The organism is Thermoactinomyces sp. CICC 10523 (assembly GCF_016055105.1).
Lineage (GTDB): Bacteria > Bacillota > Bacilli > Thermoactinomycetales > Thermoactinomycetaceae > Thermoactinomyces_A > Thermoactinomyces_A daqus.
In genome coordinates, this window is record NZ_JAECVX010000002.1 from 196,995 (window position 1) to 223,769 (window position 26,775).

25 protein-coding genes are annotated in these 26,775 nt (G+C 50.8%); 23 read left to right on the forward strand and 2 right to left on the reverse strand.

All coding sequences use genetic code 11. The features are described from left to right. Positions 1-12 precede the first annotated feature (12 nt). The 11 genes from I8U19_RS03900 to I8U19_RS03950 all read left to right on the forward strand — a co-directional run bounded on the left by I8U19_RS03900 (position 13) and on the right by I8U19_RS03950 (position 9,950). On the forward strand, positions 13-213 hold the full coding sequence (locus I8U19_RS03900) for a hypothetical protein (RefSeq protein ID WP_033100953.1): 201 nt from the start codon (positions 13-15) through the stop codon (positions 211-213). Positions 214-234: 21 nt separating this feature from the next. Next, on the forward strand, positions 235-438 hold the full coding sequence (locus tag I8U19_RS03905) for a hypothetical protein (RefSeq protein WP_033100952.1): 204 nt from the start codon (positions 235-237) through the stop codon (positions 436-438). A gap of 119 nt (positions 439-557) precedes the next feature. Continuing rightward, positions 558-1,634: an AI-2E family transporter gene (locus I8U19_RS03910; protein ID WP_370589360.1), complete on the forward strand. Its 1,077-nt coding sequence runs from the start codon at positions 558-560 to the stop codon at positions 1,632-1,634. 481 nt (positions 1,635-2,115) lie between these two features. Further along, positions 2,116-4,740, forward strand: coding sequence for an alanine--tRNA ligase (gene alaS, locus I8U19_RS03915; RefSeq protein ID WP_033100950.1), 2,625 nt, complete (start codon positions 2,116-2,118; stop codon positions 4,738-4,740). Positions 4,741-4,823: 83 nt separating this feature from the next. Then, complete coding sequence (locus I8U19_RS03920) at positions 4,824-5,072, forward strand: IreB family regulatory phosphoprotein (RefSeq protein ID WP_033100949.1); 249 nt, start codon at positions 4,824-4,826, stop codon at positions 5,070-5,072. A 12-nt stretch (positions 5,073-5,084) separates the two neighbouring features. After that, positions 5,085-5,558 carry a Holliday junction resolvase RuvX gene (ruvX, locus tag I8U19_RS03925; protein ID WP_052154173.1) on the forward strand — a complete coding sequence of 158 codons (474 nt, stop codon included), beginning with the start codon at positions 5,085-5,087 and terminating at the stop codon, positions 5,556-5,558. Then, positions 5,539-5,862: a DUF1292 domain-containing protein gene (locus I8U19_RS03930; RefSeq protein WP_198055235.1), complete on the forward strand. Its 324-nt coding sequence runs from the start codon at positions 5,539-5,541 to the stop codon at positions 5,860-5,862. The genes ruvX and I8U19_RS03930 overlap by 20 nt, the downstream gene beginning before the upstream one ends. A gap of 12 nt (positions 5,863-5,874) precedes the next feature. Then, on the forward strand, positions 5,875-6,165 hold the full coding sequence (locus I8U19_RS03935) for a DUF1292 domain-containing protein (protein ID WP_033100947.1): 291 nt from the start codon (positions 5,875-5,877) through the stop codon (positions 6,163-6,165). A gap of 103 nt (positions 6,166-6,268) precedes the next feature. Continuing rightward, a complete protein-coding gene (gene mltG / locus I8U19_RS03940; protein ID WP_052154172.1) occupies positions 6,269-7,348 on the forward strand; it encodes an endolytic transglycosylase MltG in 1,080 nt (359 codons plus the stop codon). A gap of 200 nt (positions 7,349-7,548) precedes the next feature. Continuing rightward, on the forward strand, positions 7,549-9,375 hold the full coding sequence (locus I8U19_RS03945; RefSeq protein ID WP_198055236.1) for a peptidoglycan D,D-transpeptidase FtsI family protein: 1,827 nt from the start codon (positions 7,549-7,551) through the stop codon (positions 9,373-9,375). Between the two features lie 248 nt (positions 9,376-9,623). After that, positions 9,624-9,950 (forward strand): hypothetical protein, encoded by a 327-nt coding sequence (locus tag I8U19_RS03950; protein WP_033100946.1) that lies wholly within the window; start codon positions 9,624-9,626, stop codon positions 9,948-9,950. 145 nt (positions 9,951-10,095) lie between these two features. On the opposite strand, the gene I8U19_RS03955 is transcribed toward I8U19_RS03950, so the two are convergent. Next, positions 10,096-10,830 (reverse strand): sulfotransferase family 2 domain-containing protein, encoded by a 735-nt coding sequence (locus tag I8U19_RS03955; RefSeq protein WP_033100945.1) that lies wholly within the window; start codon positions 10,828-10,830, stop codon positions 10,096-10,098. Positions 10,831-11,076: 246 nt separating this feature from the next. On the opposite strand from I8U19_RS03955, the gene I8U19_RS03960 reads away from it, so the two are divergent. Continuing rightward, complete coding sequence (locus I8U19_RS03960) at positions 11,077-11,355, forward strand: hypothetical protein (protein WP_033100944.1); 279 nt, start codon at positions 11,077-11,079, stop codon at positions 11,353-11,355. Positions 11,356-11,458: 103 nt separating this feature from the next. Here I8U19_RS03960 and I8U19_RS03965 read toward each other — a convergent pair whose 3' ends face one another. Next, positions 11,459-12,820, reverse strand: a complete 1,362-nt coding sequence (locus tag I8U19_RS03965) for an amino acid permease (RefSeq protein ID WP_198055237.1) — start codon at positions 12,818-12,820, stop codon at positions 11,459-11,461. Between the two features lie 310 nt (positions 12,821-13,130). Here I8U19_RS03965 and I8U19_RS03970 point away from each other — a divergent pair, with 310 nt between their 5' ends. The 11 genes from I8U19_RS03970 to I8U19_RS04020 all read left to right on the forward strand — a co-directional run bounded on the left by I8U19_RS03970 (position 13,131) and on the right by I8U19_RS04020 (position 26,771). Continuing rightward, positions 13,131-13,838, forward strand: coding sequence for a DUF969 domain-containing protein (locus tag I8U19_RS03970; protein ID WP_198055238.1), 708 nt, complete (start codon positions 13,131-13,133; stop codon positions 13,836-13,838). Further along, positions 13,835-14,803: a DUF979 domain-containing protein gene (locus I8U19_RS03975; protein WP_304650701.1), complete on the forward strand. Its 969-nt coding sequence runs from the start codon at positions 13,835-13,837 to the stop codon at positions 14,801-14,803. Before I8U19_RS03970 ends, I8U19_RS03975 begins: the two co-directional genes overlap by 4 nt. 15 nt (positions 14,804-14,818) lie before the next feature. Beyond that, positions 14,819-15,463: a pyroglutamyl-peptidase I gene (gene pcp, locus I8U19_RS03980; protein ID WP_198055239.1), complete on the forward strand. Its 645-nt coding sequence runs from the start codon at positions 14,819-14,821 to the stop codon at positions 15,461-15,463. A 134-nt stretch (positions 15,464-15,597) separates the two neighbouring features. Then, positions 15,598-16,833, forward strand: coding sequence for a CynX/NimT family MFS transporter (locus tag I8U19_RS03985; protein ID WP_198055240.1), 1,236 nt, complete (start codon positions 15,598-15,600; stop codon positions 16,831-16,833). A 273-nt stretch (positions 16,834-17,106) separates the two neighbouring features. Then, complete coding sequence (locus tag I8U19_RS03990; protein WP_033100940.1) at positions 17,107-17,724, forward strand: TetR/AcrR family transcriptional regulator; 618 nt, start codon at positions 17,107-17,109, stop codon at positions 17,722-17,724. Between the two features lie 87 nt (positions 17,725-17,811). Then, positions 17,812-20,505, forward strand: coding sequence for a phosphoenolpyruvate synthase (locus I8U19_RS03995; protein ID WP_370589758.1), 2,694 nt, complete (start codon positions 17,812-17,814; stop codon positions 20,503-20,505). A gap of 156 nt (positions 20,506-20,661) precedes the next feature. After that, the gene (locus tag I8U19_RS04000; protein ID WP_198055241.1) at positions 20,662-21,162 is read left to right on the forward strand and encodes a GNAT family N-acetyltransferase; all 501 of its coding nucleotides are present in this window, start codon (positions 20,662-20,664) and stop codon (positions 21,160-21,162) included. A gap of 254 nt (positions 21,163-21,416) precedes the next feature. Beyond that, positions 21,417-22,220, forward strand: coding sequence for a 5-deoxy-glucuronate isomerase (gene iolB / locus I8U19_RS04005; protein ID WP_198055242.1), 804 nt, complete (start codon positions 21,417-21,419; stop codon positions 22,218-22,220). 288 nt (positions 22,221-22,508) lie between these two features. Beyond that, complete coding sequence (locus I8U19_RS04010) at positions 22,509-22,730, forward strand: heterocycloanthracin/sonorensin family bacteriocin (protein ID WP_198055243.1); 222 nt, start codon at positions 22,509-22,511, stop codon at positions 22,728-22,730. A 166-nt stretch (positions 22,731-22,896) separates the two neighbouring features. Then, positions 22,897-24,831 carry a putative thiazole-containing bacteriocin maturation protein gene (locus I8U19_RS04015; RefSeq protein ID WP_198055244.1) on the forward strand — a complete coding sequence of 645 codons (1,935 nt, stop codon included), beginning with the start codon at positions 22,897-22,899 and terminating at the stop codon, positions 24,829-24,831. Next, positions 24,828-26,771 carry a TOMM precursor leader peptide-binding protein gene (locus I8U19_RS04020; protein ID WP_198055245.1) on the forward strand — a complete coding sequence of 648 codons (1,944 nt, stop codon included), beginning with the start codon at positions 24,828-24,830 and terminating at the stop codon, positions 26,769-26,771. The genes I8U19_RS04015 and I8U19_RS04020 overlap by 4 nt, the downstream gene beginning before the upstream one ends. Positions 26,772-26,775 lie beyond the last annotated feature (4 nt).

A 26,775-nucleotide genomic window follows, 5' to 3' on the forward strand; every position in this document is an offset into this window, starting at 1 on the left:
AAGGGAAGAATCATGCTGCGTTGTCCCAACTGCAATTCGCACGACCTGGGAAAAGTGGGAACAAACCAACTTTATTGTTGGCAATGCTTTATTGAAATGACCACCGAAAATGACAAAATTGCTTCTGTCTACCAGGTGGAGGAAGATGGAAGCTTAACCTCGCTCAACGACCTGTTTTTGGAGGAAAGCAGTCACGTTCAATATTTCGATTAACCGTGCCAAAGGAGGGGAAACATGGCTCGCCAGACAATCATGACCCTTTTGTTTGGTGGACTGTTAGCGATCGGAGCAAGCATGTTTTTGAGAAGAAACAGACGGGTTTCCAAGCCTTTTGTTCAGACCGTTGTCCGCGGCATCCAAAAAAGTCCGTTTCTGCGCCGGTTTGTCGTCGAGGAAACCCTTCGACGCATGTTCCGTCGCCTCCGGATGGCAAGGTAACACAGGAAAACCCCTGGCTGAAAATGTCAGGGGTTTCCATTCATGCGGCGAGCTTCATAAAATGGTTCCGGTTTTCGTATCTTATGGATAAGCCCATCGTTTAAGCGGAGGTGCCGCCAGTGGAACGCTGGAGTGTGCAAAGAGCCTTGACCATTTCGCTGTTCATTCTGGTTCTGCTGGGAATCGTCTTCCTGTTGATGCAAATCAGCCCGTGGATCCGCCTTTTATTTGCTTTTCTCAAGGCGGTTTTGGGCCCATTTCTCATTGCGGTCATTATTTCCTATCTGCTCAATCCGATAGTCAATCTGTTAAGCCACCGCTTATTGCCGCGTTCGCTGGCGGTTCTCCTCATCTATACGCTGTTTATCGCTTCGATTGTGATTCTGGTCATCAATCTGGCGCCCGTGCTCGAGGTTCAGCTGGGCGAATTGGCTGAGCACTTGCCGAAGTGGAACGCCAGGCTGCAAAGCATGATTCAGGAGTATAATGACCACAGCAAGGAGATGTTGCCCCTCAGTCTGCAAACGGCCGTGGAGCGTTCGCTGGGACGGCTGGAGATGAAAATGACCGATTATGTGGGCGGACTGATGAGCGGTATCGGGAGTACGATCAATCAGCTGTTTTTGTTTTTGATCATTCCCTTTCTCGCTTTTTATATGTTGAAAGACATCCATTCCATCGAACGGACCTTGCTCCTCATCATCCCGAAAAAGAGCCGGCGCGAGACGATTCGCGTTCTGAGGGATATGGATCTGGCGCTGGGCAACTACATACGCGGCCAGTTTCTGGTTTGTCTGGTCGTCGGGCTGCTGTCCCTGATCGGTTACGTCATTGTCGGCCTTCCTTATGCCCTGCTGTTCGCCGCGCTGGTGGCCGTCTTTAACGTCATTCCCTATCTCGGCCCCATCTTCGGCCTGATCCCGGCCCTCTTTGTCGCCTTTATTTCCGGATCGATGAAGATGGTGATCGGGGTGGTCATTGTCAATCTGGTCATCCAGATCCTCGAAGGGAATTTTATTTCCCCGCAAATCGTGGGGAAAAGTTTGCAGCTGCATCCGCTGGCGATCATCTTCGCCCTGCTCGTCGGAGGAGAACTGGGCGGAGTACTGGGCCTGATCCTGGCGGTTCCTCTCTTTGCCATGGGAAAAGTGGTCTTTGAGCATGTGATCGATCATTTTGTCCGGCGGGGGGTTTGAAATTTTGTGCAAAGCGGGTATAATAGATCGTGAATTGCAAAGCGCTAAAGATGATGACGGAACCGAGCGATCTTGTCCCCGCCAGAGAGGAAAACCCGGTGGCTGGAAGGTTTTCCCGGAACAGACAGGTTTGCAGCCAGTTCCCGAGTGCAGCTAATCCCTGCCGGTGAGTGAGCATCACTTGCCGTTATCTTATTTTGCTAGAGTGACCGTGATTACATACCTGAGCCAGGTGCTCGGGAAAAAATAAAGCGGTAAAAAGGGTGGTACCGCGGGAAGCCTTCTCGTCCCTTATTTGAGGACGGGAGGGCTTTTTTGGTTGCTCATAAAAGCATTCATCTTCTTTAGCACAACCTTGGAATGAACGTTCTGGCAAATTCGGGAGGGTGAATGGTGCTTTTGTTGACGGTCGGGAGCGCGCATGACCCTTCCGGAAACACTTTATTCATGAACCAGAAATCTGAGAAAAGGAGGACTCCGCATGAAAGCAAGTGAAATTCGTCGCAAGTTTTTGGACTTCTTTGCGCAAAAAGGTCACAAAATCGAACCCAGCGCTTCACTCGTTCCGGTCGATGATCCCACCCTGCTCTGGATCAACAGTGGCGTGGCAACGCTGAAAAAATACTTTGATGGACGGGTGAAACCCGAAAACCCGCGGCTTGTCAATTCGCAAAAAGCGATTCGCACCAATGACATCGAAAATGTCGGTTATACGGCGCGCCACCATACCTTTTTCGAGATGCTGGGCAATTTTTCTGTCGGGGATTATTTCAAGGAAGAAGCGATTACCTGGGCGTGGGAGTTTTTGACCAGCCCTCAATGGATGGGATTGAATCCGGATCGTCTGTCGGTCACCATCCATCCGGAAGATGATGAAGCTTACCGGTTATGGCATGAAAAAATCGGCATTCCAGAAGAGCGGATCATCAAATTGGAAGACAACTTCTGGGATATCGGGGAGGGTCCGAGCGGACCGAATACGGAGATCTTTTATGACCGGGGAGAAGAATGGTGCGATCCGAATGATCCGGAATGCTACCCGGGCGGGGAAAATGAACGTTTCCTTGAGATCTGGAACCTCGTTTTTTCCCAATACAACCATAATCCGGACGGTTCTTACACCCCGCTTCCGCAGAAGAACATTGATACCGGGATGGGTCTGGAGCGGATGGCTTCCGTCATGCAGAACGTTCCCACCAACTATGATACGGACCTGTTCCGGCCAATCATTCAGGCTACATGCGAGAAAGCAGGGGTAAGGTACGGAGCGGATCGCGAAACGGATATCGCCCTTAAAGTAATCGCGGACCATATCCGCACGATCGTTTTTGCGGTGGCCGATGGGGTGCTGCCTTCCAATGAGGGCCGGGGCTATGTATTGCGCCGCTTGTTGCGCCGGGCTGTCCGTTACGGCAGAAAACTGGGAATGACGCGCCCGTTCCTTTATGAATTGACGGGCGTCGTTGCCGATGTGATGCGTGACTTTTATCCGGAACCTGCCGGGAAACGGGAGTTTATCGAACGGGTGATCAAAGGGGAAGAGGAGCGCTTTCTGGAAACATTGACAGAAGGACTGCATATTTTAGAAGGGGTCGTGGAGAAAGCCCGGTCCGAAGGGCGTACAGCCATCACGGGAACGGAAGCGTTCAAATTATACGACACCTATGGTTTTCCGCTCGACTTAACCGAAGATTTCGCCCGGGAGCACGGCCTGAGTGTCGACCGGGAAGGTTTTGAAAAGGAAATGGAACGGCAGAGGGAGCGGGCACGGTCCGCCCGTCAGGATGTGAACAGCATGAAGGTTCAAGGAGGACCGTTGGACGAACTGAAGGTGGAAAGCGAGTTTGTCGGTTACGGGGTATGGGAAACCGGGACGGAAATTGTGGCCATCATCCGCGAGAACGAACTGGTGGATCAATTGAGCCAGGGGCAAACAGGGCTTCTCCTTCTTGCCAAAACCCCGTTTTACGCTGAGAGCGGAGGGCAAGTGGCTGACCGCGGAACCATTGTGACCGGTCATGGCCGCCTTCGTGTGACAGACGTGCAAAAAGGGCCGCGCGGTGAACACGTTCATACAGTCGTGGTGGAAGAGGGCAGCGTCTCTGTCGGCGAATCCGCCCAGGCGCAGATCGATGGAAGCCTTCGTCAGGACATCGTGAAAAACCACACCGCCACTCACTTGTTGCACAAAGCTTTGAAAGAAGTTCTCGGAACCCATGTCAACCAGGCTGGTTCTCTCGTTGCACCGGATCGCCTCCGCTTCGACTTTACCCATGTCGGGGCGATGACGGCGGAAGAAATTCAGGATGTCGAACGGCGTGTAAACGAGCAGATCTGGGCAAATACTATAGTGGAAACCATGATCAAACCGCTTGATGAAGCCAAAGCGATGGGGGCAATGGCTCTGTTTGGCGAAAAATACGGTGAAGTGGTACGCGTTGTGAAAGTAGGGGACTACAGCCTGGAATTGTGCGGCGGAACCCATGTTCACAGCACAGGGGAGATCGGGCAGTTCAAGATTGTCAGCGAAAGCGGAATCGGATCGGGCACACGCCGAATTGAAGCAGTAACCGGCCGGCATGCCTATGCCTACGTGGAAGCAAAATTAAATCTGTTGCAGGAAGCTGCCGAATGTTTAAAAGCAAACCCGCAGGATTTGGTCGCCCGCATTGAACAATTGCAGGAGCGGATGAAAGAGATGGCGCGCGAAAATGAGTCGCTCAAAGCGAAAGTGAATCGTGCGGCTGCTTCCCAATTGGAAAGTCAGGTTCAGGAAGTGGCGGGCATTCCGGTTTTGGCCGCCCAAGTGGAAGCAGGGGATATGGAAGGGCTTCGCTCCATGGTTGACGACTTGCGCCGGCAACTGGCAGAAGGGGTGATTGTGCTCGGTTCCGCATCGGGCGGAAAAGTGCAGATCGTCGCTTCCATCTCGCCGAAGTTTGTCAAGGAAGGCCTTCATGCCGGCAAGCTGGTCAAAGAGGTGGCGACCTTATGCGGAGGCGGCGGAGGTGGCCGTCCGGATATGGCTCAGGCTGGCGGAAAACAACCCGAACGTTTGCCTGATGCACTGAAACGGGTATATGAATGGATAAAGGAGCAAAAGTAATTTTAAAATGAAAGGATAATGTCCGAGCAAAGGCGAAGAAGTAAAAAGCTGGTCATCCAAACGAAAGAGGTGTGAGATTATCCATGGATGAAACGATGAAATTCAATTTTCGGGGAGATCAAAATGTCGATCCGAAAGACGTCCTGTTTCATGTATATGAAGCCTTAAAGGAGAAGGGTTATAACCCGATCAATCAAATCGTGGGTTATCTCATTTCCGGAGACCCGGCTTACATTCCTCGCCATAAGAATGCTCGCACAATGATCCGCAAGCTTGAACGCGACGAACTGGTTGAAGAACTGGTGAAATTTTACCTCGAAGCAAAAAAATGAAAGGAAACGACCATGGGTTTGGATGAGTTTTCCTTGGATATAGATGGTTCATCCAGAGTGCTCGGACTTGATATCGGTGATCGCAGGATCGGTGTAGCCGTCAGCGATTCCCTCGGGTGGACGGCTCAAGGAGTGAAAGTGATCGACCGAAAGCATGCAGATTGGCTCTCCGAGATGGACAAATTAATGGAAAGCCTTCATGTGAAAGAGATTGTGGTCGGTTTGCCGCGTAACATGAACGGAACCATCGGCCCGCGCGGGGAGCTGTGCATAAAAGTGGCGGAAGAGCTCAAGGAGCGCTACTCTCTTCCCGTGCATCTCTGGGATGAACGCTTATCTACAGCCGGCGCGGAACGAACGCTGATCACGGCGGATGTTTCGCGCCGCAAACGAAAAAAAGTAATCGACCAAATGGCCGCAACTTGGATTTTGCAAGGGTTTTTGGACGCGAAGAGGAGGCAGACACATGACGGATCACACCCATGAACCGGAATACTTGATCATTCCCAATGAAGACGGGGAAGAAGAGAAATTTGAAATCATGTTTACGTTTGAGCATGACGAAACAGGAAAAAAATATATGTTCGTCACACCCGCCGAGGAAGACGAAGAAGATGTCGGAGACGATTACCAGGAAGTGCTCGCTTTCCGCTATGAAGATGAGGACGGCGATTTCCGGATTGAAATGATCGATGAGGACAATGAAGAAGAATGGGATATGGTGGAAGAAATGTTTAACACACTCTTTAGCGGGTTAGAATTAGAAGAGGAAGAAGACCATCGCGAATAAGAGGGATTGACGATGAATCAATCAGGACCCAGAGAAGTCTATATCTTACGGAATCGCCTGCACCCGGGCGAACCGCTTCAGTACCCATCGGACAATGGCAATCCCGTCCCTTATCGCGTTCTCAGTGAAATGGAAGTGAACGGTGAACATTACGCTGTTTTGCAAAAACACGATGATCATCCGGATGATGCATATCTCTTTCGGGTCAAGCAGGGGCAGATTGTGGAAATTGATGATGAAACCGAGTGGGAAAATATTGCCGAAGCTGTAGACGAAATGTTATATTTTCATGACTTTCAATAAAAACGGGGAGATCTCCCCGTTTTCTTTTTTAAAATCTATGCTAACATTAAATAAAGGTTTTTCGGGAAAGAAGGTATAAAGGGGAAAAAGGAGTCTTTAAATAATGAAATGGTTCTGGCGCATCTTCTTTACGCTGGTGTTGCTTGCCGGTTGGGGAGTATTGGGATATCAGTTTGTGTTTTTTACGTTGGGTTCACCCAAACGGACAGCACCGGTTGAAGTTGAATTACCCAAAAATACCTCACTTGTACAAATCGGCGAAATTTTGCAGAAAAAACATCTAATAAGAAGATCCTATTTTTTTCGTTACTATGCAGCTTATAAACATAAAACCAATTTGCAAGCAGGAGTATACCAGATCGAACCGACCGAATCCCTGGATGACATGCTTGCCAAATTTCAAAAGGGCGAACAGAATACAGTGAAGGTGACGATTCCAGAAGGATGGAATGTCATGCAGATCGCCAATGCCTTGGAGCAAAAAGGCTTTGATAAAGAGAAGTTCCTGTATTATCTAAACAATAAAAAGCCCAAGTATGAATTTGAAAAAGAGATCCCGAATAACCCCGCCCGAAAATACAAATTGGAAGGGTATTTATATCCCGCTACATATAATTTTTATAAAGAAGAGTCACCCGAGGAGATTATCAATGAAATGCTGGGTGAGTTTGCCAAACATATGGAAGAACTTCATGCGCGGGACATTTTGGAGTCCAATCCGCCAATGAAGGGAATGACAGTTGATCAGTGGGTGACGGTTGCTTCGATGGTGGAGAAAGAAGGAAAAGTAAAGACGGAGCTCCCGATCATTGCCGGCGTGATTTACAACCGTTTGAACAATAATGATCCCAAGGATGATCATCTGGGAATCGATGCCACCTTTTTGTATGTTGAGATGTTGACGGGCCAAAAGATGCCCATGCATAAACTGCGGAAAATCCCCAATCCCTACAACACCTATTTAAACAAGGGATTGCCTCCGGGACCGATCAGCAACCCGGGTGTTCAATCATTGCAGGCGGCCCTGAGTCCGAAAAAACATCCGTACATCTATTATGTTGCCCGCAGTGACGGGACAGGCCTCCACTATTTTGAGACGACCGTGGCCGAGCATAATCGGGATATAGCCAGAAGCAACGCCAATGAACGTAAATTAAAAGAGAAATCTTCAACAGCTCAATAAAAGCTCCCCCCCTCCAGACCGGAGGGGTTTTTTTGCCGGTCTATCTTGTGCCGGAAAGCGGTGTCCCCTTAACCCCCTCTTTTTGCTTCGTGTGTTAATCCCCAGAGTGTGCCAAAGTCATGACAGTTTTTATCCATCCAAAAGTATACCTCGTTCTTTTCCTGTCCATGCTGGAGAAAGAGAAGAGCGGGGTGGAATCTATGAGAAAAATACGAAGGAGCTGGATCGTCAGCCTTTTGTTCATCATCGCTTTTATGGGGATTATCTTCAGGCTGTATATGATTCAAATCGCATCCACCAGATCGTTTTCCTTGTTTGATGAGCAAGTGGACCTGATTGCAATGGCGCAATCGCGACAGAATAAGGAAGTCGTCATCGACAGCGGACGCGGGGAGATCCTGGACCGCAACGGAAAGTCACTCGTGGGGGAAAAGAATTGGCATTTGCTCGTTTTTCCCCAGTCTGAAGAACAAATTGCCTATCAGCAAAAAAAAGTGAGAGCTATTACCGATCTTATCCACTATCCGATGAAAGAGTTCATATCGCTGGTGACCCGGTTGCGGACACCGATGATTCTGACGCGGGAAGACGGCAGGGAGCTGATCCTGACACCGGATCAGAAAGAAAAGATCGATGCCCTTCACCTGCCGGCCGTGCGAACGGTCATGTCCGATCAGCGAATGACCTTGAATCAGCTTGGGCAACAGGTGATCGGTCAAGTGGTTCGCAGTCCGTTGCTGATGAAAAAATGGTTTGAACCGGAAGTGGAAAGCGGAAAATGGAACAGCCAGTCTCTCTTGGGGATTTCCGGATTGGAAGCGGCTTTTGAGCCTTTTTTGCATGGAGAAAATGAAGATCTTCTCGTCTATACCACCACTCAAACCGGCAGGCCGCTGACCGGAGTACAGATGCTTCAAAAGAAAATCGGCGGAATTAATGAAGATCCTCCGAAAACCATTGTGACCACGATTGACAAGGAACTGCAGCGGCAAGTGGAAGAATTGATGAAAGAGAAGCGGATGGAAGACGGTGCAGTGGTGGTGCAGCAGATTGCCGACGGGGATATTTTGGCCATGGCGAGCAGCCCGAAAGGGACGACGATAGAGGATGAGAAAAATCCCTGGGAAAACCGGGCCGTGATGGAAGCGACACCGGGATCGATCTTCAAGACGGTGGTCGCGGTCGCCGCGCTTGATACAGGATTGGTTAAACCCGACACCGTTTTTTACTGCAATGGAAAACTGGACCGGTATCACTTGCACGATGACAATCCCAAAGGGCACGGACGGGAAACCTTTGCCGACGCCTATGCCAATTCCTGCAATGTCGTATTGGGAACAGTTGCACAGACACTCGGTGCTCAAAAACTCTCCTCCTATGCCAAGCGGTTGGGGCTTGCGCAAGAGGTGATCTGGAACGGCCGCGTTTTTGATGAAGCGCATTTTTCCCAGTTGCCGGAAGAGCAGACCGGGCTGATTTTCGCTAAAAACACGCAGGCAAATGATCCGGGTGTTCTGGCACAAACCGGAATCGGGCAGCATGATGTCAAGATGACACCGCTTCAGGCGGTCAATATGATCACTTCTCTGTTTCACAGGGGAAAAACGCTGGAACCCAGACTGGTGAAGGAAATTTGCGATCAGAACGGGCGGGTCCTCTACCGCTTTCGCAACCAGTTCATCCCGGGTGCAAAGCCGATCAAAGCGGATGCGCTGAATGCCGTCAAAAAAATGATGCGAAAGGTGGTGACGGACGGGACGGGCAAATCTGTCTCCCGTGCCCCATGGCCATTGGCGGGCAAGACGGGAACGGCCCAGGTCGGTGTAAAGAAAGACAAGTATAATAAATGGATGATCGGATTCGGTCCCGCCGACCATCCGCGATATGCGGTGGCTGTCGTCCTTCGTTCGGTTCCGGACGACGGAGATCCGCGAGCCATGCAAATCTTTCAACAGGTAATGGAGTTGCTGGCTCAGATGGAAAAAGCGGAAAAAAAGATCGATGAAAAAGATGTTCGCCAGAAATAAGTGAAGCAGACGTGATTAGTGGTAAGCAGGGAATCCGCTTGAATCAGAACGTCACTTTTCCATGGAATGAAGGGCGGGACAATTGGAGATTGCATGGAATAAATACATTTTTAAAGAAAATAAAACTGATTTTGATGTGAGAAGAGCATTTGAATATAAAATCAACCAGTGCGAGTTTTTGTTGTTTTGTTATTTCGATCCGATTATGATATAGGTAGTGATAGGATAAGGTTAAAGGAGTAGAAATAATGAAAATCACAGTTAATTTGACAAAAGCCGAACTGGACCTGATTGAAGAGGCTCTTTTGCAATATCAAAATCTTTTGCTCAAGTCGAAAGATCAAGATGAAATGGTCAATGATGAACTGAAACTGGCCCGCCGTGTCCTGGAGGAATTCGGGATGGAGGGACTGGAAGAGGAGACTCAGCCGCAACAGCAACAGCAACAACAAAAGGCTTTGCCGATGCCTCCGTCCAACCAGTATCCCACACCCCATAACCAATACAGCCCGCCGAACCAGTATCACGGTCCCAATACATTTGTGGCGCCGAATCAATACCCTTTTTCCCGTTAAGGGTGGAAATAACAAAAAGCTTCCCGCAAGAGGGGGGCTTTTTGTTATGCACTTGTTCCGGGCATGCGTTTCAACGTGGGTATGTACGAACAGGCTGAAGGCCGGTGGGAGAGGAAGGGGATTGGTCACCCCCTTCAACCCGAATTCACCGATTTGCGCCTATGAAACGATCCATCCTTTCCTTGGCCGGTTCCGGCAGATTTTTGATCTGATTGGTCAACTGCTCTTTGCAATATTCATAGATTTGATAATCCAAAGCGTTTTGTTCCTTGATGTGCCGGATTGCCTGATCGGACAACGGGATTTTTTTCGGCTTGTTTTTGGTGATGTTTTCTTTGCTGTAAGGCTTATGTTTCCATCCCATCAGCCGGTTCAGCATAAAAACGGATTCAGGATACATTTCCGTAATGCCGACGAAGAGATAATGCTTGCGGATGTTTTCCATCGCCAGTTTGATGTCGGGATCATTTTTGCCCGAGATGAAACGGGTTTGGTGATTATGCAACGGAAGGCTAATCCGCGGATCGCGGCTGAAGATATACTCTTCCAGACTCATTTTATTTACTTTATTGTGAAGCCTGTTGCTGGGACTGGAGCGAATAAAGTAATAGGATGAAATGATTCGTTTCAGCGGATCGCGCAACATCGTGATATATTGAAATGGCCGGTCAAAATGACGGTGTACTCCGAAGCGGCAATGACCATAGACGCAGCGGATATGGGAGATTTTGGACTGTGGCACGAGGTTGAGGACACGTGCCTGATGATGAGCCGGATATTTATAGATATGATGCGGAGCAAAATGCTGGTCGATAATTTTGCGCAAGGTCAGCCCGCCGGTTTTCGGAATGTGAGAGAAAATGAGGATCGGTTGAGACATCTGGTTCCCGCCCCTTTCCCTGATATAATGACTATCAACGAACCTATTCGTAATATATGGCAAACAGAAAAGTTTGCCTCTGCTAGATGTCTTGATTCATGCGCCTGATCAAAAATGGATACTCGTTTTTTTGCCATGGTGTTCATTGAGTTTTTTTGGGTGGAATCATAAAATAATAAAAAAAGAACCCCTTCTTAAAAATCAGGATTTGTCGATGTGGGTTACTGGCATAGGGAGCTTTTGGGGATGAAAGATAAAGAATTGAGGAAAAAGTTGCAGGAAATGCGGGTAGGAGAGGTGTTGCGGTTTTCCGCAGACCCTCCTGATGAATCATTGGAAGTGGAACGCATTATGATCGGAATGGAGGAAGGATGGGCCGTTTATCATCGTAACGAACGAATGATCATGCACGATCAGGAAGAAACGGTTCAATACTTGAGTAAATACTGGAATATCAATATCAAAAAAGTAATGGATTCGAGATATTCAGAGCTGGGGGAGATCATTGACCTCGGTGAATATTGAAAGATGCACAGCCCGGAAAGGCCGGAGGAAACCCTCCGGTGTCCCCATGCACTTTCACGGAGAAAACGGCCGGATGAAAAAGACCCGGCCGTTTTTTCTGTGTTTACTGTTCCGGATGAACCGATTGCGACCGCTGAACCCCTTTTTTCGCCAAATAGATGAGGGTCAGCAGAAACAACCAGCAGAATCCGGTATAAATGGCGAAGCTCCATGCCTGATTCAGCAGCATGGTGAGCAAAAACAACACCAAAAGCACGGCACCGGCCCATGCAAGAACCGAAGCTTTTCCGGTCTTTTTTCTCCGGAGGCGGGCGTAACTGAGAAAGATGGTGATCCAGGTGAAAATACCGCCGAAAATCGAAATGCCGAAGAGTGTATTATAGGCTTGCGGATCAAACAGATTGAGGAGAACGGCGACACCCAATCCAAAGGAAGAGACAATCAGAGCCATGAGCGGAATTCCGCGGCGGTTGACCTTTCCGAAAACAGCAGGGGCATAGCCGCTCTTGGACAGTGAAAACATCATCCGTGTACAAGCATACAAATTGGCATTCATCGTGGAAAGCGCAGCGGTGAGGATGATGAAATTCATCACTCCTGCAGCATAGGGAATATGGAGCGATTGCAGCACTTTGACAAACGGGCTTTCCTGAATCTGTTCGCCTCCGATTTGATTCCACGGCACGATGCAAACCATGACCAGTGTGGATAGAAGGTAAAAAATAACGAGTCGGGCCACCATCCATTTCATGGCCCTGGTCAGTGCCTGCTTTGGTTTTTTTGCTTCTCCCGCCGTGATGGCGATGATCTCGGTTCCCATAAAGCTGAACATCGCCATGGCGCTGCCCATCCATACCCCTTTCCATCCATGGGGAAGAAATCCGCCATAAGCGAGCAGATAGTGGGTGCTTTGCGTGCCGTTTCCGAAAATGAGGGCGATGCCCAACAGGATAAAACCGATGACGGCCACCACTTTCAGCGTGGAGAACCAGTATTCAAACCAGCCGAAACTCTGAACAGAAATGGCGTTAATCCCGATAATCAGCAGGGAGAATGCAATGATCCAAATCCAGGATGGCAGGCCGGGAAACCAATATTTCATATAAAGCCCGATCGCCGTCGCTTCACCGCCGATCACGATCGCGTTTGCCGCCCAATACGTGAATCGAACCGCGAAACCAAACCAAGAACCCAAATATGTTTCTGCATGGAGGCCGAAAGAGCCCGCGGTCGGATGGATCACCGAGAGCCGGGACAAGCAAAAGACCATGGCCAGAACGATCAACGAGCTGAGAAGATAACTGAATAAAACACCCGGGCCGGCATAATGGATGGTCAGACTGGAACCCATGAATAAACCGGTTCCAATCGCACTCCCCAATCCAATCATGATCATCTGCCGTTCAGACAATGACCGCTGTAATACATCCTCGCGTTTCTCAAACTGATCTCTGCTCAAACTCAACTCAACCACCCTCAACATAAATGAAATTATTTTATAGTAAGCAAGAAACAACTCGCTCTGCTCTATTTTACGGGATGTGTCCGCAAATTGCATAACAATTTCTGGTTTGGTGATAACAGGCCGGAAGCGAATTACAAATTTGAATGACCAGCCATAAAATAGTATAATGATTCGTAAATTACATAAATTAATGTGTATACAGTATTGTTTTCGTTATTTCCCGATTCAACATCTTTCAGCGGGATAAGATTTAGTACAAACATATTTGATGCTTTGCGACGATTTCAAAACGATGGGAGGAGGGGGCTTTTTGCTTAAGCTCATTGGCATCCTGGTTGTGGTCATCGGTTTCCTGTTCCGATTCAATACGTTGCTCGTTGTCATGGGAGCGGGAATTATTACCGGATTGGTATCTGGAATGTCATTTAATGATATTATAGAGAAATTTGGCGAAATTTTTGTGCAAAACCGGTATATGTCGATGGCGATTATCTTAACGCTTCCGGTTATAGGCGTTCTCGAACGTTACGGTCTGAAAGAACGGGTGGAGATGATGATCGCCAAAGCAAAAAATACAACGGCCAGCCGCATTCTGCTCGTTTATTTATTTATAAGGGAGTTATCGGCGGCAATCGGTCTTAACATCGGAGGGCATGCACAAACCGTTCGCCCGTTGGTCGCTCCGATGGCGGAAGTGGCAGCGCAGGTGCGATATGGAAAGCTGCCGGATAAAGTGATGCAAGAGATTCGCGCCTATGCAGCTGCGATGGAAAATACGGCCTGGTTTTTCGGAGAGGATATTTTTATTGCCACCGGGGCGATTTTATTGATGAGCGGGTTTTTTCATTCGGTTGGCATGAATGTGGGAATCTGGGATATGGCTTTATGGGGATTGCCCACCGCGACGGCTGCATTTTTGATCAGTTGGTTTCGCCTGTACCGGCTGGAAAAAAGACTGGGCCGCTTTGGCAAAACAGCACAAGCGAAGAGCAGGGAGAAGGGCGGTGCCAATAAATGAAATCACTGGTTCATATGAATGACCTGTATGCGCTGATCGGCCTGATCGTCGCAATGATCGCGATTCAAGTGGCTTTAAACAAAAAGCATCCGACCCGATGGACATCGGCCCTTTTTTGGGGGATTTTTGCCTTTACTTTCATCGCCGGCGATTTCGTTCCTCCTTTGATCATCGGTTATCTCGTCATCGTGATGGTGATTTTGGCTGCTCTCGGAAGAGTGAAAGCCCCGTCCCACTCGGAAGGGTCCGGCAAGGATGAACGGATTCATCTGGCCCAACGCCTGAAGTGGAAAATTTTTATACCAGCGCTTGCCATTCCGGTTGTGACGGTGATCGGCACACTCACGTTGGACAGGTTGAAATGGGGTTCGGCCGTGCTGGTGAAGAAAGAGGATGTCACACTGGTATCCCTGGGGCTGGCCACGATTATCGCTTTTGCGATTGCCCTTTATGTGACGAAAGCGAAGATGAATGTTCCGTTTCAAGAGGGGAGCAAATTGCTCCAGGCGGTTGGCTGGGCCGTGTTGCTGCCGCAAATGCTCGCCGCTCTGGGAGGCATTTTTGACAAAGCGGGTGTGGGTAATGCCGTGTCCCATCTGGTAAAAGGGTATCTGCCCGCAGATAACGGGTTTGTCGCCGTCGTTGCTTATTGTGTCGGGATGACTCTTTTTACAATGGTTATGGGAAATGCTTTCGCCGCCTTTGCCGTGATCACCGGAGGAATCGGTTTACCCCTGATCGTGCATGCACATGGGGGCAATCCGGCGATCATGGCTGCACTGGGCATGTTTTCCGGTTACTGTGGAACACTGATGACGCCGATGGCTGCGAACTTCAATATCGTTCCTGCGATGTTGTTAAACCTGGATGATCAGAATGCGGTAGTGAAAAAGCAAATACCGACCGGTATCGCTCTGTTCCTGGTCAATATGTTTCTGATGTATTTTCTCGTTTATCGCTTTTAAAGGGAGGCATTGCGGATGGAGACGGTTTTATTGACGGGATTTTCCCCCTTTGGCGGGGAAACGGTCAACCCTTCATATGAAGCGGCCAAACGACTACAGGGAAAATGGGTGCACGGGTATCAGGTGGTGGCTGAAGAATTGCCAACCGCTTTTGGCCGTTCGCTCGAGCGGCTCTGGCAACTGATCGACTATCATCAGCCGAGGATTGTCATTTGTGCGGGACAAGCCGGCGGGCGCGATTCCGTCAGCATTGAACGCGTTGCACTGAACATCATTGATGCGCGGATTCCCGATAACGAGGGACAGCAACCGATTGATACACCGGTCGTTGAAGGGGGCCCGGCAGCGTACTGGTCCAGCCTGCCGGTCAAGGCCATCGTAAAAAGGATCAGGGAAGAAGGGATCCCCGCACATGTTTCCCATACGGCCGGAACGTTTGTGTGCAATTATGTGTTTTACGGATTGATGCACCGGCTTCAACAGGAAAAAGGAGTGCGCGGCGGCTTTATTCACATCCCTTTTTCGCCGGAACAGGCTGTCCATCATCCGGGACAACCGAGTATGCATCTGGATCTGATTGTAAGAGCTTTGGAAGTGGCGATTGAAACCACCATCCGGACAGAGGAGGACATTCGCGAAGCGGGCGGAACCATCAGTTGATTTTTTCCCGGATCATTTGCTTGCGGGAACCGCAATTTTTTGGTGGTTGGGAGGATGGAGAGAATGATTGGGGTTCGGAGGCGATTTTGTGTTAAGATAGTCCAGACAATCGTTCGTTAAAGGAGTTTTATCGGATGAAAGAATATTCTCTGACCCAATCACAGCAGCTGCCAGCGAGAAAAACCCTTTTAGTTTTGGGAATCATCTTTGTCGCGCTGAACTTGCGCCCGGCGATTACTTCCGTCGGTCCCTTGATCGGGTGGATACGCGAAGATTTGGGCATTTCCAACGGGATGGCGGGATTTATCACAACGCTCCCTCTGATTGCCTTTGCCCTTCTTTCATTGCTTGCCCCCCGCTTTTCCCGATGGTGGGGAAATGAATTATCGGTGTTTTTCGGTTTGCTCATTTTGACCGGCGGGATTGTGATCCGTTCAACGGGAACGGTCTTCGCCGTTTTTTTGGGAACAGCTTTGGTGGGGATTGGCGTTGCCATCGCCAATGTGCTGTTGCCCGGCATTGTGAAGCAGCGATTTCCCGGACAAGTCGGGTTGATGACCAGTGTTTATTCGACTTCCATGTGCGCGTTTGCGGCGCTGGCATCCGGGGTGAGTATTCCCCTGGCAAAGGGGTTTCATCTGGGATGGAAATATTCCCTGATGTTTTGGGCCGTTTTGTCTGTCCCTGCCGTTCTCATTTGGATTCCCCAGTTGCGTGGCCATGGTAAACCGGCCGCGACCTTGCAACCCGGGATCCCGGAGAGGTCTGCCGGTTCCTTGTGGCGTTCGCCCCTGGCTTGGAAAGTGACGTTTTTCATGGGGTTGCAGTCTTTTTTATTTTACTGTACCGTCGCCTGGCTTCCCGAAATTTTGCAAAGCCATGGCATGAGTGAAGAAATGGCGGGATGGATGCTCTCCGTTATGCAATTTGTCAGCCTTCCGGCGACATTTCTCACTCCGGTGCTTGCGGACCGGATGCCGCAGCAAAAAGGCATTGCCGTGCTGATCGGCTTGATCCAGTTAGGTGGAATAGCGGGCCTGTTTGCTGACGGAACGGCCGCTCTGATCAGCAGTATTGTGCTGACCGGAATTGCCCAGGGGGCGAGTATCAGCTTGGCTCTCTCCCTGTTGGGGCTTAGAACCACCGATGCCGTCCAGGCGGCCAAGCTTTCCGGAATGGCTCAGTCGGTCGGATACTCCCTGGCCGCCGTCGGGCCCACCCTGCTCGGTTTCTGGTATGATTTGACTCATTCCTGGGAGCCTTCGTTGATACTTCTGGCGCTGGCCACAATTCTTATGATTTTGGCGGGGATTGGTGCCGGCCGCAATGAATATGTACTTTCTGAAAAAAATGGGCCGATAGCTGAGTAATTGGCGTCCCGTGAGGGGGATGCCTTTTTTTGTGCTCATCACCAGACGTAATCAGTCAAAAGCTATACTTGTGACGATCACGTTGAACAGCCCGGCGTGGGGAAGCGAAATGTTTGAGAAAGCCGGCCCGCCAGGCTTCAACCTCGGCATGTTCCCTCTTGATTTTTGCCGTGAATGTGGAGAGTTATGTTCGAAATTGCTTTATCATGGTACTTATAGTACCATATAAGTATTAATGGTACTATAAATTTTGGATGAATGAAGGAAGGCGCGATGAATAAACAGGAGAAAGCGAAGCAGAAGATTTTGGACTATGCCGCGAAAAAGATCTGGACCGAAGGGTATTCCAACGTCTCCATCGCGGATTTTGCCTCCGAACTCAAAATGAGCAAATCGACTTTCTACAAATATTTTTCCAGCAAAGAAGATTTGCTGAATGAAGTGATTGAAAGTTTTTTCGGTGGGATCGTGCGGGAGATTGATGGGATTACCTCAGACCCGGCCCTGGATTTGACCGGGCAAATCAAAAAATTGTTGTTTGTGATCAGCGGACGGATCTCGCGAATTGAGGTTGCCGCCCTCCATGACATGAAACGGGCGGTTCCCGATGCCTATGCCCGGTTTGAGGCACAGCGCAAACACGTGATTTTGAACAAGCTCATTCCCCTGTTTGAGGAAGGAGTGAAGCAGGGGATCTTTCGAGACGATCTTGACCAGACCTTGGTGGTGACGATTGTCATGAATGCGATTCAAACCGTTGCCAATCCGGAATTTTTGGCCCACACCCCCTATACGCTGAAGGATGTATTCAGACACATCTCTACGCTCATGATTGAGGGGAACCTGACAGATGCGGGCAGACAGCGCTTTTTTGCTAGCGCCGGGCTTTAAGAATCGGCTGGAGAGTGTTACTCCTCACTGACCATTAAAAACGTGGGGAGGCACGATCTGACCGGATATACACTTCACATAAAGAGGGTGAGTTCGATAGAGCGATATGTATTGAGCTTCCACGACATCGATCATGCCAGTCTTCCATATGTCGGGGGGAAGGGAGCAAATCTCGGGGAGTTGACTAAAGCCGGTTTTCCGGTTCCCGCCGGATTTTGTGTCACCACTTCTGCTTATCGGCGGTTTATTCATGAAAGCAGTGAAATGGATGGGTATTTTCGGCAGCTGGAGCAGTTGGATGCCGGACAGCTGGAACCAATTCGGGAAATCGGGCAAAAAATCCGTGAGCATTTGCATACCTTGCCCATTCCTGATGAGATCCGCAATGCCCTGATCGAAGCTTGGCAGGAAGCGGGGAACGACGCCGCCTATGCCGTCCGCTCCAGTGCGACGGCGGAAGATTTGCCGACGGCATCGTTCGCCGGGCAACAGGAAACGTATTTGAATGTGAAAGGGGAACAGCAACTCCTTCAGGCCGTAAAGCAGTGTTGGTCTTCTCTGTTCACGGATCGGGCAATCATCTACCGGATCAAAAACGGTTTTGATCATCGGAACGTATTGTTGTCAGTTGTCGTGCAGCAAATGGTATTCCCTGAAGTTTCCGGGATCTTATTTACGGCTGACCCGATTACCGGCCACCGCCGCACCGTTTCGATCGATGCCAGCTTCGGTCTGGGAGAAGCGCTGGTTTCCGGGATTGTCTCTGCCGATCTCTATCAGGTGCGCTCCGGAAAAATCGTCAGGAAAAAGATTGCCGACAAGCAAAAAGCGATTTTCCCGTTGCCGGAAGGGGGAACCAAAACCTGCGACTTGCCCCACGAGCAGCGGAACGAACAAGCTCTCGCTGACCGGGATATTTTGGCGTTGGCGGAGCTGGGAAAGAAAATCGAGGCCCATTACGGAAGCCCGCAGGATATCGAATGGTGTCTGGCTGACGGGAGATTTTTTATCCTGCAAAGTCGCCCGATCACCTCTTTGTTTCCGGTTCCGCAGGTTGAAGAGGATGGAAAGTTGCACGTTTTCTTCTCCTTCGGTCATCAGCAGATGATGACGGAAGCGATGCGGCCGTTGGCGGTTTCGACCATGCGGACGGTTTTTCCTTTCGGAAAGCGGGATCCGCACACGGGGGAAAGCACAGCCGCTTTGGAAGCAGGCGGGCGGATCTATATCGACCTGACTCCGGTTTTATATTCCAAAGTTGCCCGGAAAATCATCCCGAAGCTGATGGTCAATATGGATGAACGGATGAGTTATGCGTTGTCCGAGGTCATCCAGCGCGAACGTTTTTTGCAGGAAGCGGTTCCCAACAAGGAAGTGGGCAGAACCGTCCGGCGTATTATTCCGCCTTTGCTCGCCAAGGTGATCCGGATTATTTTCTTCAGCGATCCCTCCAAGGCAGTGGATAAATGTAACGAGATGATGGAGCGGCTGGTGGAAGAGAGCAAACAGGAACTCGCCTCGCTCACCGGGGCGGAGCGGATCAAAAAAATCCGTGAAAATTTGGGAACGCTGTTGCTCAGGATGATTTCCCATTTCGCCCCTTACCTTTTCACCGGAATCGTGACACTGAAATGGATCGAGCATTTTTCCGTTCGCTGGCTCGGTGATGCCCGGGAAGTTCCGCTGTTGAACCGGTCGCTGCCGGGCAATGTGACGAGCGAGATGGGACTTGCGCTCGGGGATTTGGCGGATGCCGCGAGGCCGTACCCCGAAGTGATCGCAGCGTTGAAAAAAGCCACGGACGCGACGCTTTATGATGAGCTGGGGAAAGCGGAGGGTGGAGAGGATTTTTGCGCCGCCTTTGCGCATTTTTTGGATAAATACGGGACGCGCTGTCCGGGTGAGATTGACATTACCAGACCGCGCTGGCATGAAGCGCCAACCACGTTGGTACCGGCCATATTGAGCCATCTGCAAACGGTGGAACCCGGAGAACATCGAACCCGCTTCAAGCAGGGGATCATCGAGGCGGAACAAGCGGAAGAAACACTGCTCAGACGGCTTCGCGAGAAGAAGGGCGGCTGGCTGAAAGCGAAGTGGATGTCCTTTCTGATCCGCAGATATCGCAATGTGATGGGAATACGTGAGCATCACAAGTTTACCATGATCCGTCATTTCGCGTTGTTTAAGCGGGCGATAATGGAAGAAGCCCGCCAGCTGGCGGAAAATGGGGTGTTGGAGCAGGAGACGGACGTGTTTTACCTCACTCTCCATGAATTGACTTTGCTCCTGGAACAAGGAGATTCCGGCGAGGTGCAAACCAGGATCAGCCAGCGCAAAAAAGAGTATGAATGGCAGCGAAAACTGACCCCTCCCCGGTTGATGACAAGCGAAGGGGAAGTGATTACGGGAATAAGGAACGATATTGAGGTTCCGGAAGATTCCCTGGTCGGGACACCGGTCTCCTCCGGGGTGGCGGAAGGGTATGCCCGTGTCGTTTTAAAGCCGGAATCAGCGGAGTTAAAGCCGGGTGAAATCTTGATCGCCCCATTTACCGATCCGGGGTGGACCCCGCTTTTCCATTCGGCCAAAGCTTTGGTCATGGAAGTGGGAGGTTTGATGACCCATGGTGCCGTGGTCGCCCGCGAATACGGCATTCCCGCTGTTGTCGGAGTCGAAGGGGCAACGGAGAAAATCAAGGACGGGCAATACATCAGGGTGGACGGAACATCGGGGTATGTGCAAATCCTGGAGGATCATCCGCAGTCACTGACGGATTGACAGAAGATGCCGTGGACGATCGGCTGATGCGGCTGGCAATCTGAATTAGGGGCAAAAAGAGGAAGCAGGGTCTCGATTCCTGTTCAGGCTTTGCCGGCAACCTTCGGCCGGGTGTGTCCACGGCCGGACAAAATGAATTGAAGGGGCGGGGGACAGATGCAAATTCGCGAAATCAGACGCCGGGATGCCGGTTCTTTTTTGGCGTTCCTCCGGCAACTTGACCTGGAAACCGAATTTATGCTGCTGGAACCGGGTGAACGAACAGAAAAAGTGGCAGAACAGGAAAAGTGGATTCAGGAAATCCTGAGTCATCCCAATCAAACGGTTTTCATTGCCGAAGAAGGAGAAAAAATCTTCGGTTTTATTGAAGTTTTCGGCGGAGGATTTCGGCGGAACCGAGCCACGGCCCATCTGGTGCTGGGATTGTTGCGGGAAGCCAGAGGTCAAGGTTGGGGAAGCAAACTGCTGCATGCCGCAGAAAACTGGGCCCGGCAGCATCGGATCCACCGCTTGGAATTGACGGTGATGACCTACAACGTTGCCGCCGTCTCGTTATATGAAAAAATGGGTTTTCAGCGGGAAGGGACGAGAAAACATTCTCTGATTTTGGAAGACCGTTTTGTCGACGAATATTATATGGGCAAAATACTGGATTAGCTTTTAAACAGAGCCGCATTATGAGAGATGAAGAGGGAATCCGGCCGTATATGCGCATCAGCAATCCGTGCGGCCATAGATCGGCCGAAATCCCGACCGAGCGAAATAACTCTTCCTGCCAGCCGGACGATATCCGTCTTTAATATTGATGAGTATATTCTTATAATTTAGAATGTATTATGATAACGTTGTGTTTTTTGTTCTCCCGCAGAGATGGCGCAACCGGAAAGGTTTGGAGATCGGGAGGTTGAAAAATGAAACTGTTATACCATGTCGAAGAAAAATCCGGCTATCAAAGCGTGATCGATGAGTCTTGTGATGTCCTTGAATATAACCGTTTCGATTTCCTGCGTTTGGGCCGGGGAGAAACCTGGCGCGGGGAAACGGGAGATTATGAAACGGTGCTGGTCATCCTCGGCGGAAAAGCCACGTTTACCGTGGAAGGGCTAACATGGGAACAGGTCGGTCGACGGGAAAATGTGTTTTCCGGAAAGGCGACGGCTCTCTATGTACCGATCCGTACGGCGTTTTCAGTGACGGAAGCCGGAGGCGGAACGCTTCAGATCGGGGTTTGCAAAGTGAAGGCGGAGCAAAAATTTAAACCGTTTCTGGTCGAACCGGAAGAGATCGTCGTCCATCACCGTGGCAAAGAGACTTGGAAACGGGAGGTACACGACATTATCGCCGACAATGGAGAAGGGCGCGTCCAGCGGATCGTGCTCGGCGAAACCTACGGTGAACCCGGCGGGTGGTCCAGCTATCCGCCGCACAAACATGACGAAAACAACGAGACAGAAGTGAAAATGGAAGAAATCTATTATTTTCAGATGGAGCCGCAGCAAGGTTTTGGTGTACAGCTCGTCTACACCGAGGACGGTGAGGTAAACGAATCCTTTATCATTCGTCACGGAGATGCGGTCGCCCTGCATAAGGGGTACCATCCCGTGTCCGCGGCGGGCGGTTACAAAATCTACTACCTCTGGTTCTTAGGCGGTGGTGATGGACGCCGGCTCAAACCTTTTGACCAGCCGGCACATAAATGGCTGTTGCAGGGTTGAAAGCGGTACCGTCCGGCCTTTTTTAAGAGCGAGACGGGCAGTGTACGTACCCGTCTGCAACGTTGAAGGGAAAGATCGAGACTTGGCTCTGTGCAGTCAAGTCTTTTTTTATGCCTGGATGATCGCGATCCGAAGACGGAAACAAATTGAACAAAATAAATGATCGGGACACGTAACCACAACGGACTCTTTTTCATAAATATGAAGCAGATTTGAGCAAAGGCAAAAGATGCCGGTTCAGTGATGTTCCGGCGCAAGCATTCATTGCATAAGCGGAGGTTGCTGATCATGGATGATTTTAAAAAACAAATTCAAAAATTAAGCGTGGACAGTTTTAAGCCCGGGGAGTTGGAGACTTGGGAATACCCTGAATATCCCTACTATTATGATGCGGAAGTATCACAAAGGTGCTGGAGATGCGGAGGATGTTTCCGATGCGGCGGTTGCGGCAGGTGCTTCGGCTGTGGCGGTTGCGTTGGATGTTTTGCGTGTGTATTTCCTATTTTTTAGACTTGAAAACAGCATTGTCCCCCAATTGGTTGACTCTGCCAGCCGGCTGCCCGGCTCGCAGGGTTTTTTTCAGATCAACAGGAAAGAGGACAAATTACTGCAGATAAGATATCAATGAACGGGAAATGATGCGGGGCAAAACAGACCCGCGGTGAGGAGGAGTGGAATGACCGGTTTGAAGCCTTCCATGCGTTTGAAAGTGAAGGGGGACACGTTTTTTTTCCCGGATGCCAAAGGAGGGGTGTACTTTCGGAATAACTCATGCTCATTCCGGATTGAAGGCGAAACGGTCGATCAGTGGATGGAAAAGCTGCTGCCGATGTTTAACGGCGAGCACACCTTGAAGGATTTAACAGACGGATTGCCGGAGGCGTACCGCAACCGGGTGTATGAAATAGCGGAAGTATTGTGCCAAAACGGCTTTGTGCGGGATGTGAGCGAAGATCGTCCGCACCAATTAACCGATGAAGTGCGGCAAAAATTTGCTTCGCAGATTGAATTTCTGGATACGTTGGCCGACTCCGGCGCTTCCCGTTTTGAGTCCTATCGCCGGGCCAAAGTGTTGGCAGTCGGCTGCGGCCCGATGTTGGCCTCATTAACGCAGGCCTTGCTGGAATCCGGATTGCCCCGGTTGCGTCTGCTGGTAACCGGCTCACATCCAACCAATCGCGAGCGCTTGTTTGAATTGGCGTCGCATGCCCGCAAAACCGACCCTGAGGTGGAACTGGAGGAAATTTGCCGGGACAAGGAGGGGCCGGATTTCTGGCGGGAAGCGGTGGATCCGTTTGATTATGTTTTATACGTGTCGCCAGGAAGAGGGCTTGATGAACTGCGGCTGCTTCATGCCATTTGCCGGGAGGAGAAAAAAGTGTTTCTCCCGGCCGTCGGTTTTGCCCGGTTCGGGATGGCGGGGCCGGTGGTGGAACCGGGCGCGGAGGGATGTTGGGAATCGGCGTGGCGGCGTCTGCACCGGAACGCAATTGGCAAAGAAACTGGGCAAAATGCATTCCCGTCGACCGCCGGGGCGCTGTTGGCCAATGTGATCGTGTTCGCCTTGTTCAAAACTGTTACCGGCGTGGCTCAGGCGGAAGAGAAAAATAAATTATTTTTGCTGAATCCGGATACATTGGAAGGAAGCTGGCACTCGTTTTTCCCCCATCCATTGGTGGCCGGACACAGGGAACCAACATGGGTTCAGGAGCCTGTTCAGCAGCTGGAAGAGAGTGCGGGCAGCGGGGCAGGAACGGATTTGTTTTCTTATTTCAATCACCTGACATCGGTGGAATCGGGAATTTTCCACGTTTGGGGAGAAGGAGACCTGAAACAGCTTCCGTTGTCCCAGTGCCGCATCCAGGCGGTGAATCCGCTGTCGGACGGGCCGGCAGAACTCTTGCCGGAAATCATCTGTTCCGGGCTGACGCATGAAGAAGCGCGAAGGGAAGCCGGTTTGGCCGGAGTCGAGGCATATGTATCTCAAATGACCGGTTTGCTCGTAAAGGATGGCATCATCCAGCCGCAGGAATTTGTCGGTGTCGGCGCAGGAACAACCGTTGCCGAAGCGTTCTGTCGCGGATTGCAAAAGTGCCTGGCTGATGAACTGGTGAAGCAACTGATGGAACGGCGGCCTGTTGTTGTTCCGGTGCAGTTGCCGGAGGTCAGCGATGAACGCTCCCAGTTTTTTTTGCAAGCATTGACAACCTTGCACGGGGAAGCGGTGATCGGTTTGGGCGAAAGCGTATGCGGGTTTCCGGTGGTTTGGATCGGTACGGGAGGCAGATGGATTGGCAGTGCCGGCTTGAATGAGACCATGGCCTTGCGAACGGCATTGCAACAGGCCGTGCAAAGAGAACAAAATCAAACGGAGTGCGGGGGAATCAAAACAGCAGAAGTTTCATCTGTCCTATTACGGGATCAGGAACCGCATCACCTGCGGTTGCCTTCCTGCGGGGAATCCTCATCACAATTGTGGCAATCTGCCTCTCAGATTCTGACACAGAACGGCTGGGAGGTTTTCGTCTTGGATTTGGCACTGGAACCCTTTTTACAGAAAGCACTGGCAGGAGTGTTTGGCGTGTTGCTAAGGAGGGGGGAGACAAGATGAGCGCGGTGGTGTTGGTAGTCGGAGATGGACTTTTGGCGGACATGGTGTGTGAAGAGATCTCTCCCCAATACCGGGTCGTTCGGAGAAGCAATTTAACAACAGGCGTGCCGGAAACAGCAGAGATGGCTTTGATGCTGCACGATTCCTGGGATCCCTCCGTTTATGCCGTGGCCGAGGAGGTGTTTTCATCTGCCGGGATTTCCTGGTTGCGCGGCTTCGCTTTCTTTGGCGAAGGTGTGGTCGGGCCGCTGGTTCGCCCGGGTGTGCCGGGATGTACCCGCTGCGCTGATGCAAGGCGGATGATGGCGAGAACGGATCGCGCCGAGATGTTGGAACTTCAGCAACGCCTTGCAGACATCGGGGGACTTAAACGTGACGCATGGGCATCGCGCTCCGCCCTGTTGCAGATGGTTCACGTTCTGACGGAGGAAACACACAGAGTTTTGCAAGGAAAAGAGTCCCATTTACAAGAACATCTCTATTTGCTCAATCTGAGAACGCTCCAAAGCTCTCGTCACTTTTTCCATCCCGACCCGCTGTGCCCGGTTTGCAGTCGATTGCCCGATGATTCCCCGGCTGCGGCGCGCCTTTCCCTGAAACCGAATCCGAAAATCAGCGCGGACAGTTACCGCTGCCGTTCGCTCGATGATCTGAAGGAATGTCTGGCCAGGGACTATCTGGATCACCGTACCGGTCTCTTTAATGGAAAAATGATCGATTCTGTCACGCCGTTCGCAGTTGTGGGGGTAAACATGCCCTTGCTCCGGGGAGATGAGACATCGGCAGGCCGGACCCATTCCTATGCGGAGAGCGAAATGACGGCGATTTTGGAGAGCCTGGAGCGGTATTGCGGCATCACCCCCCGTGGCAAACGGATGACAGTTCATGACAGTTACCGCAATCTGGAAAGTCAGGCGCTCAATCCGCTGAAGGTGGGGGTGCACGCGCCGGAACAATATGAGGAGCTGATTTTTCCCTTTAAACCGTTTGATCCTGACCGTTCGATGGATTGGGTATGGGGCTATTCATTTACCGAGGAACGTCCGATTCTCGTGCCAAAACTGCTTGCCTATTACAGCCTGGGCTTTGAGGATGGCTTTGTTTATGAAACGTCCAACGGGTGCGCTGTGGGCGGAAGTTTGGAAGAGGCGATCTTTTACGGCATTTTGGAAGTGGTCGAACGCGATTCATTCCTGATTACCTGGTACGCGCAATTGCCGCTCCCGCGTCTTGATCCGTATTCTGCGGAGGATCGGGAATTGCGATTAATGGTCGATCGCATCAGAGCGGTGGCCGGGTATGATGTCCATCTGTTTAACGCGACGATGGAACACGGGATTCCCGGTGTGTGGGCATTGGCCAAAAACCGGAAACCAAAGGGCATGAATCTCCTCTGTGCGGCCGGCGCCCATCCGGATCCGGTCCGGGCAGCAAAAAGCGCGATTCACGAGCTGGCAGGCATGATGCTCAATCTGGATGAGAAGCTGGAAGCGAACCGTGACAAGTGCATGCGAATGTATCGCGATCCTTACCTGGTGCAACAGATGGAGGATCATTCCCTGCTTTACGGGCTGCCCGAAGCGGAAGAGCGCCTGCGGTTTTTGCTGGATGAAAATCGGCCGCTGCGAACATTTGCTGAGGAATTCCAACGGGAGGAGTGGTATCCGGATTTGACTGATGATCTGAAGAGGATAATAAAAAAGCTTCGCCGCGTGAATCTTGATGTGATTGTGGTCGACCAAACGACACCGGAATTAAGGCGCAATGGCCTGTTTTGCGTGAAAGTGCTGATTCCGGGAATGTTGCCGATCACGTTCGGGCATCATCTGGTGCGCTTGACCGGGTTGGATAGGGTATTGCAGGTTCCGGCCGAACTGGGGTATGCCAAACGGCGGCTGACCCCTGATCAGCTCAATCCGCATCCGCATCCGTTTCCATAAACCG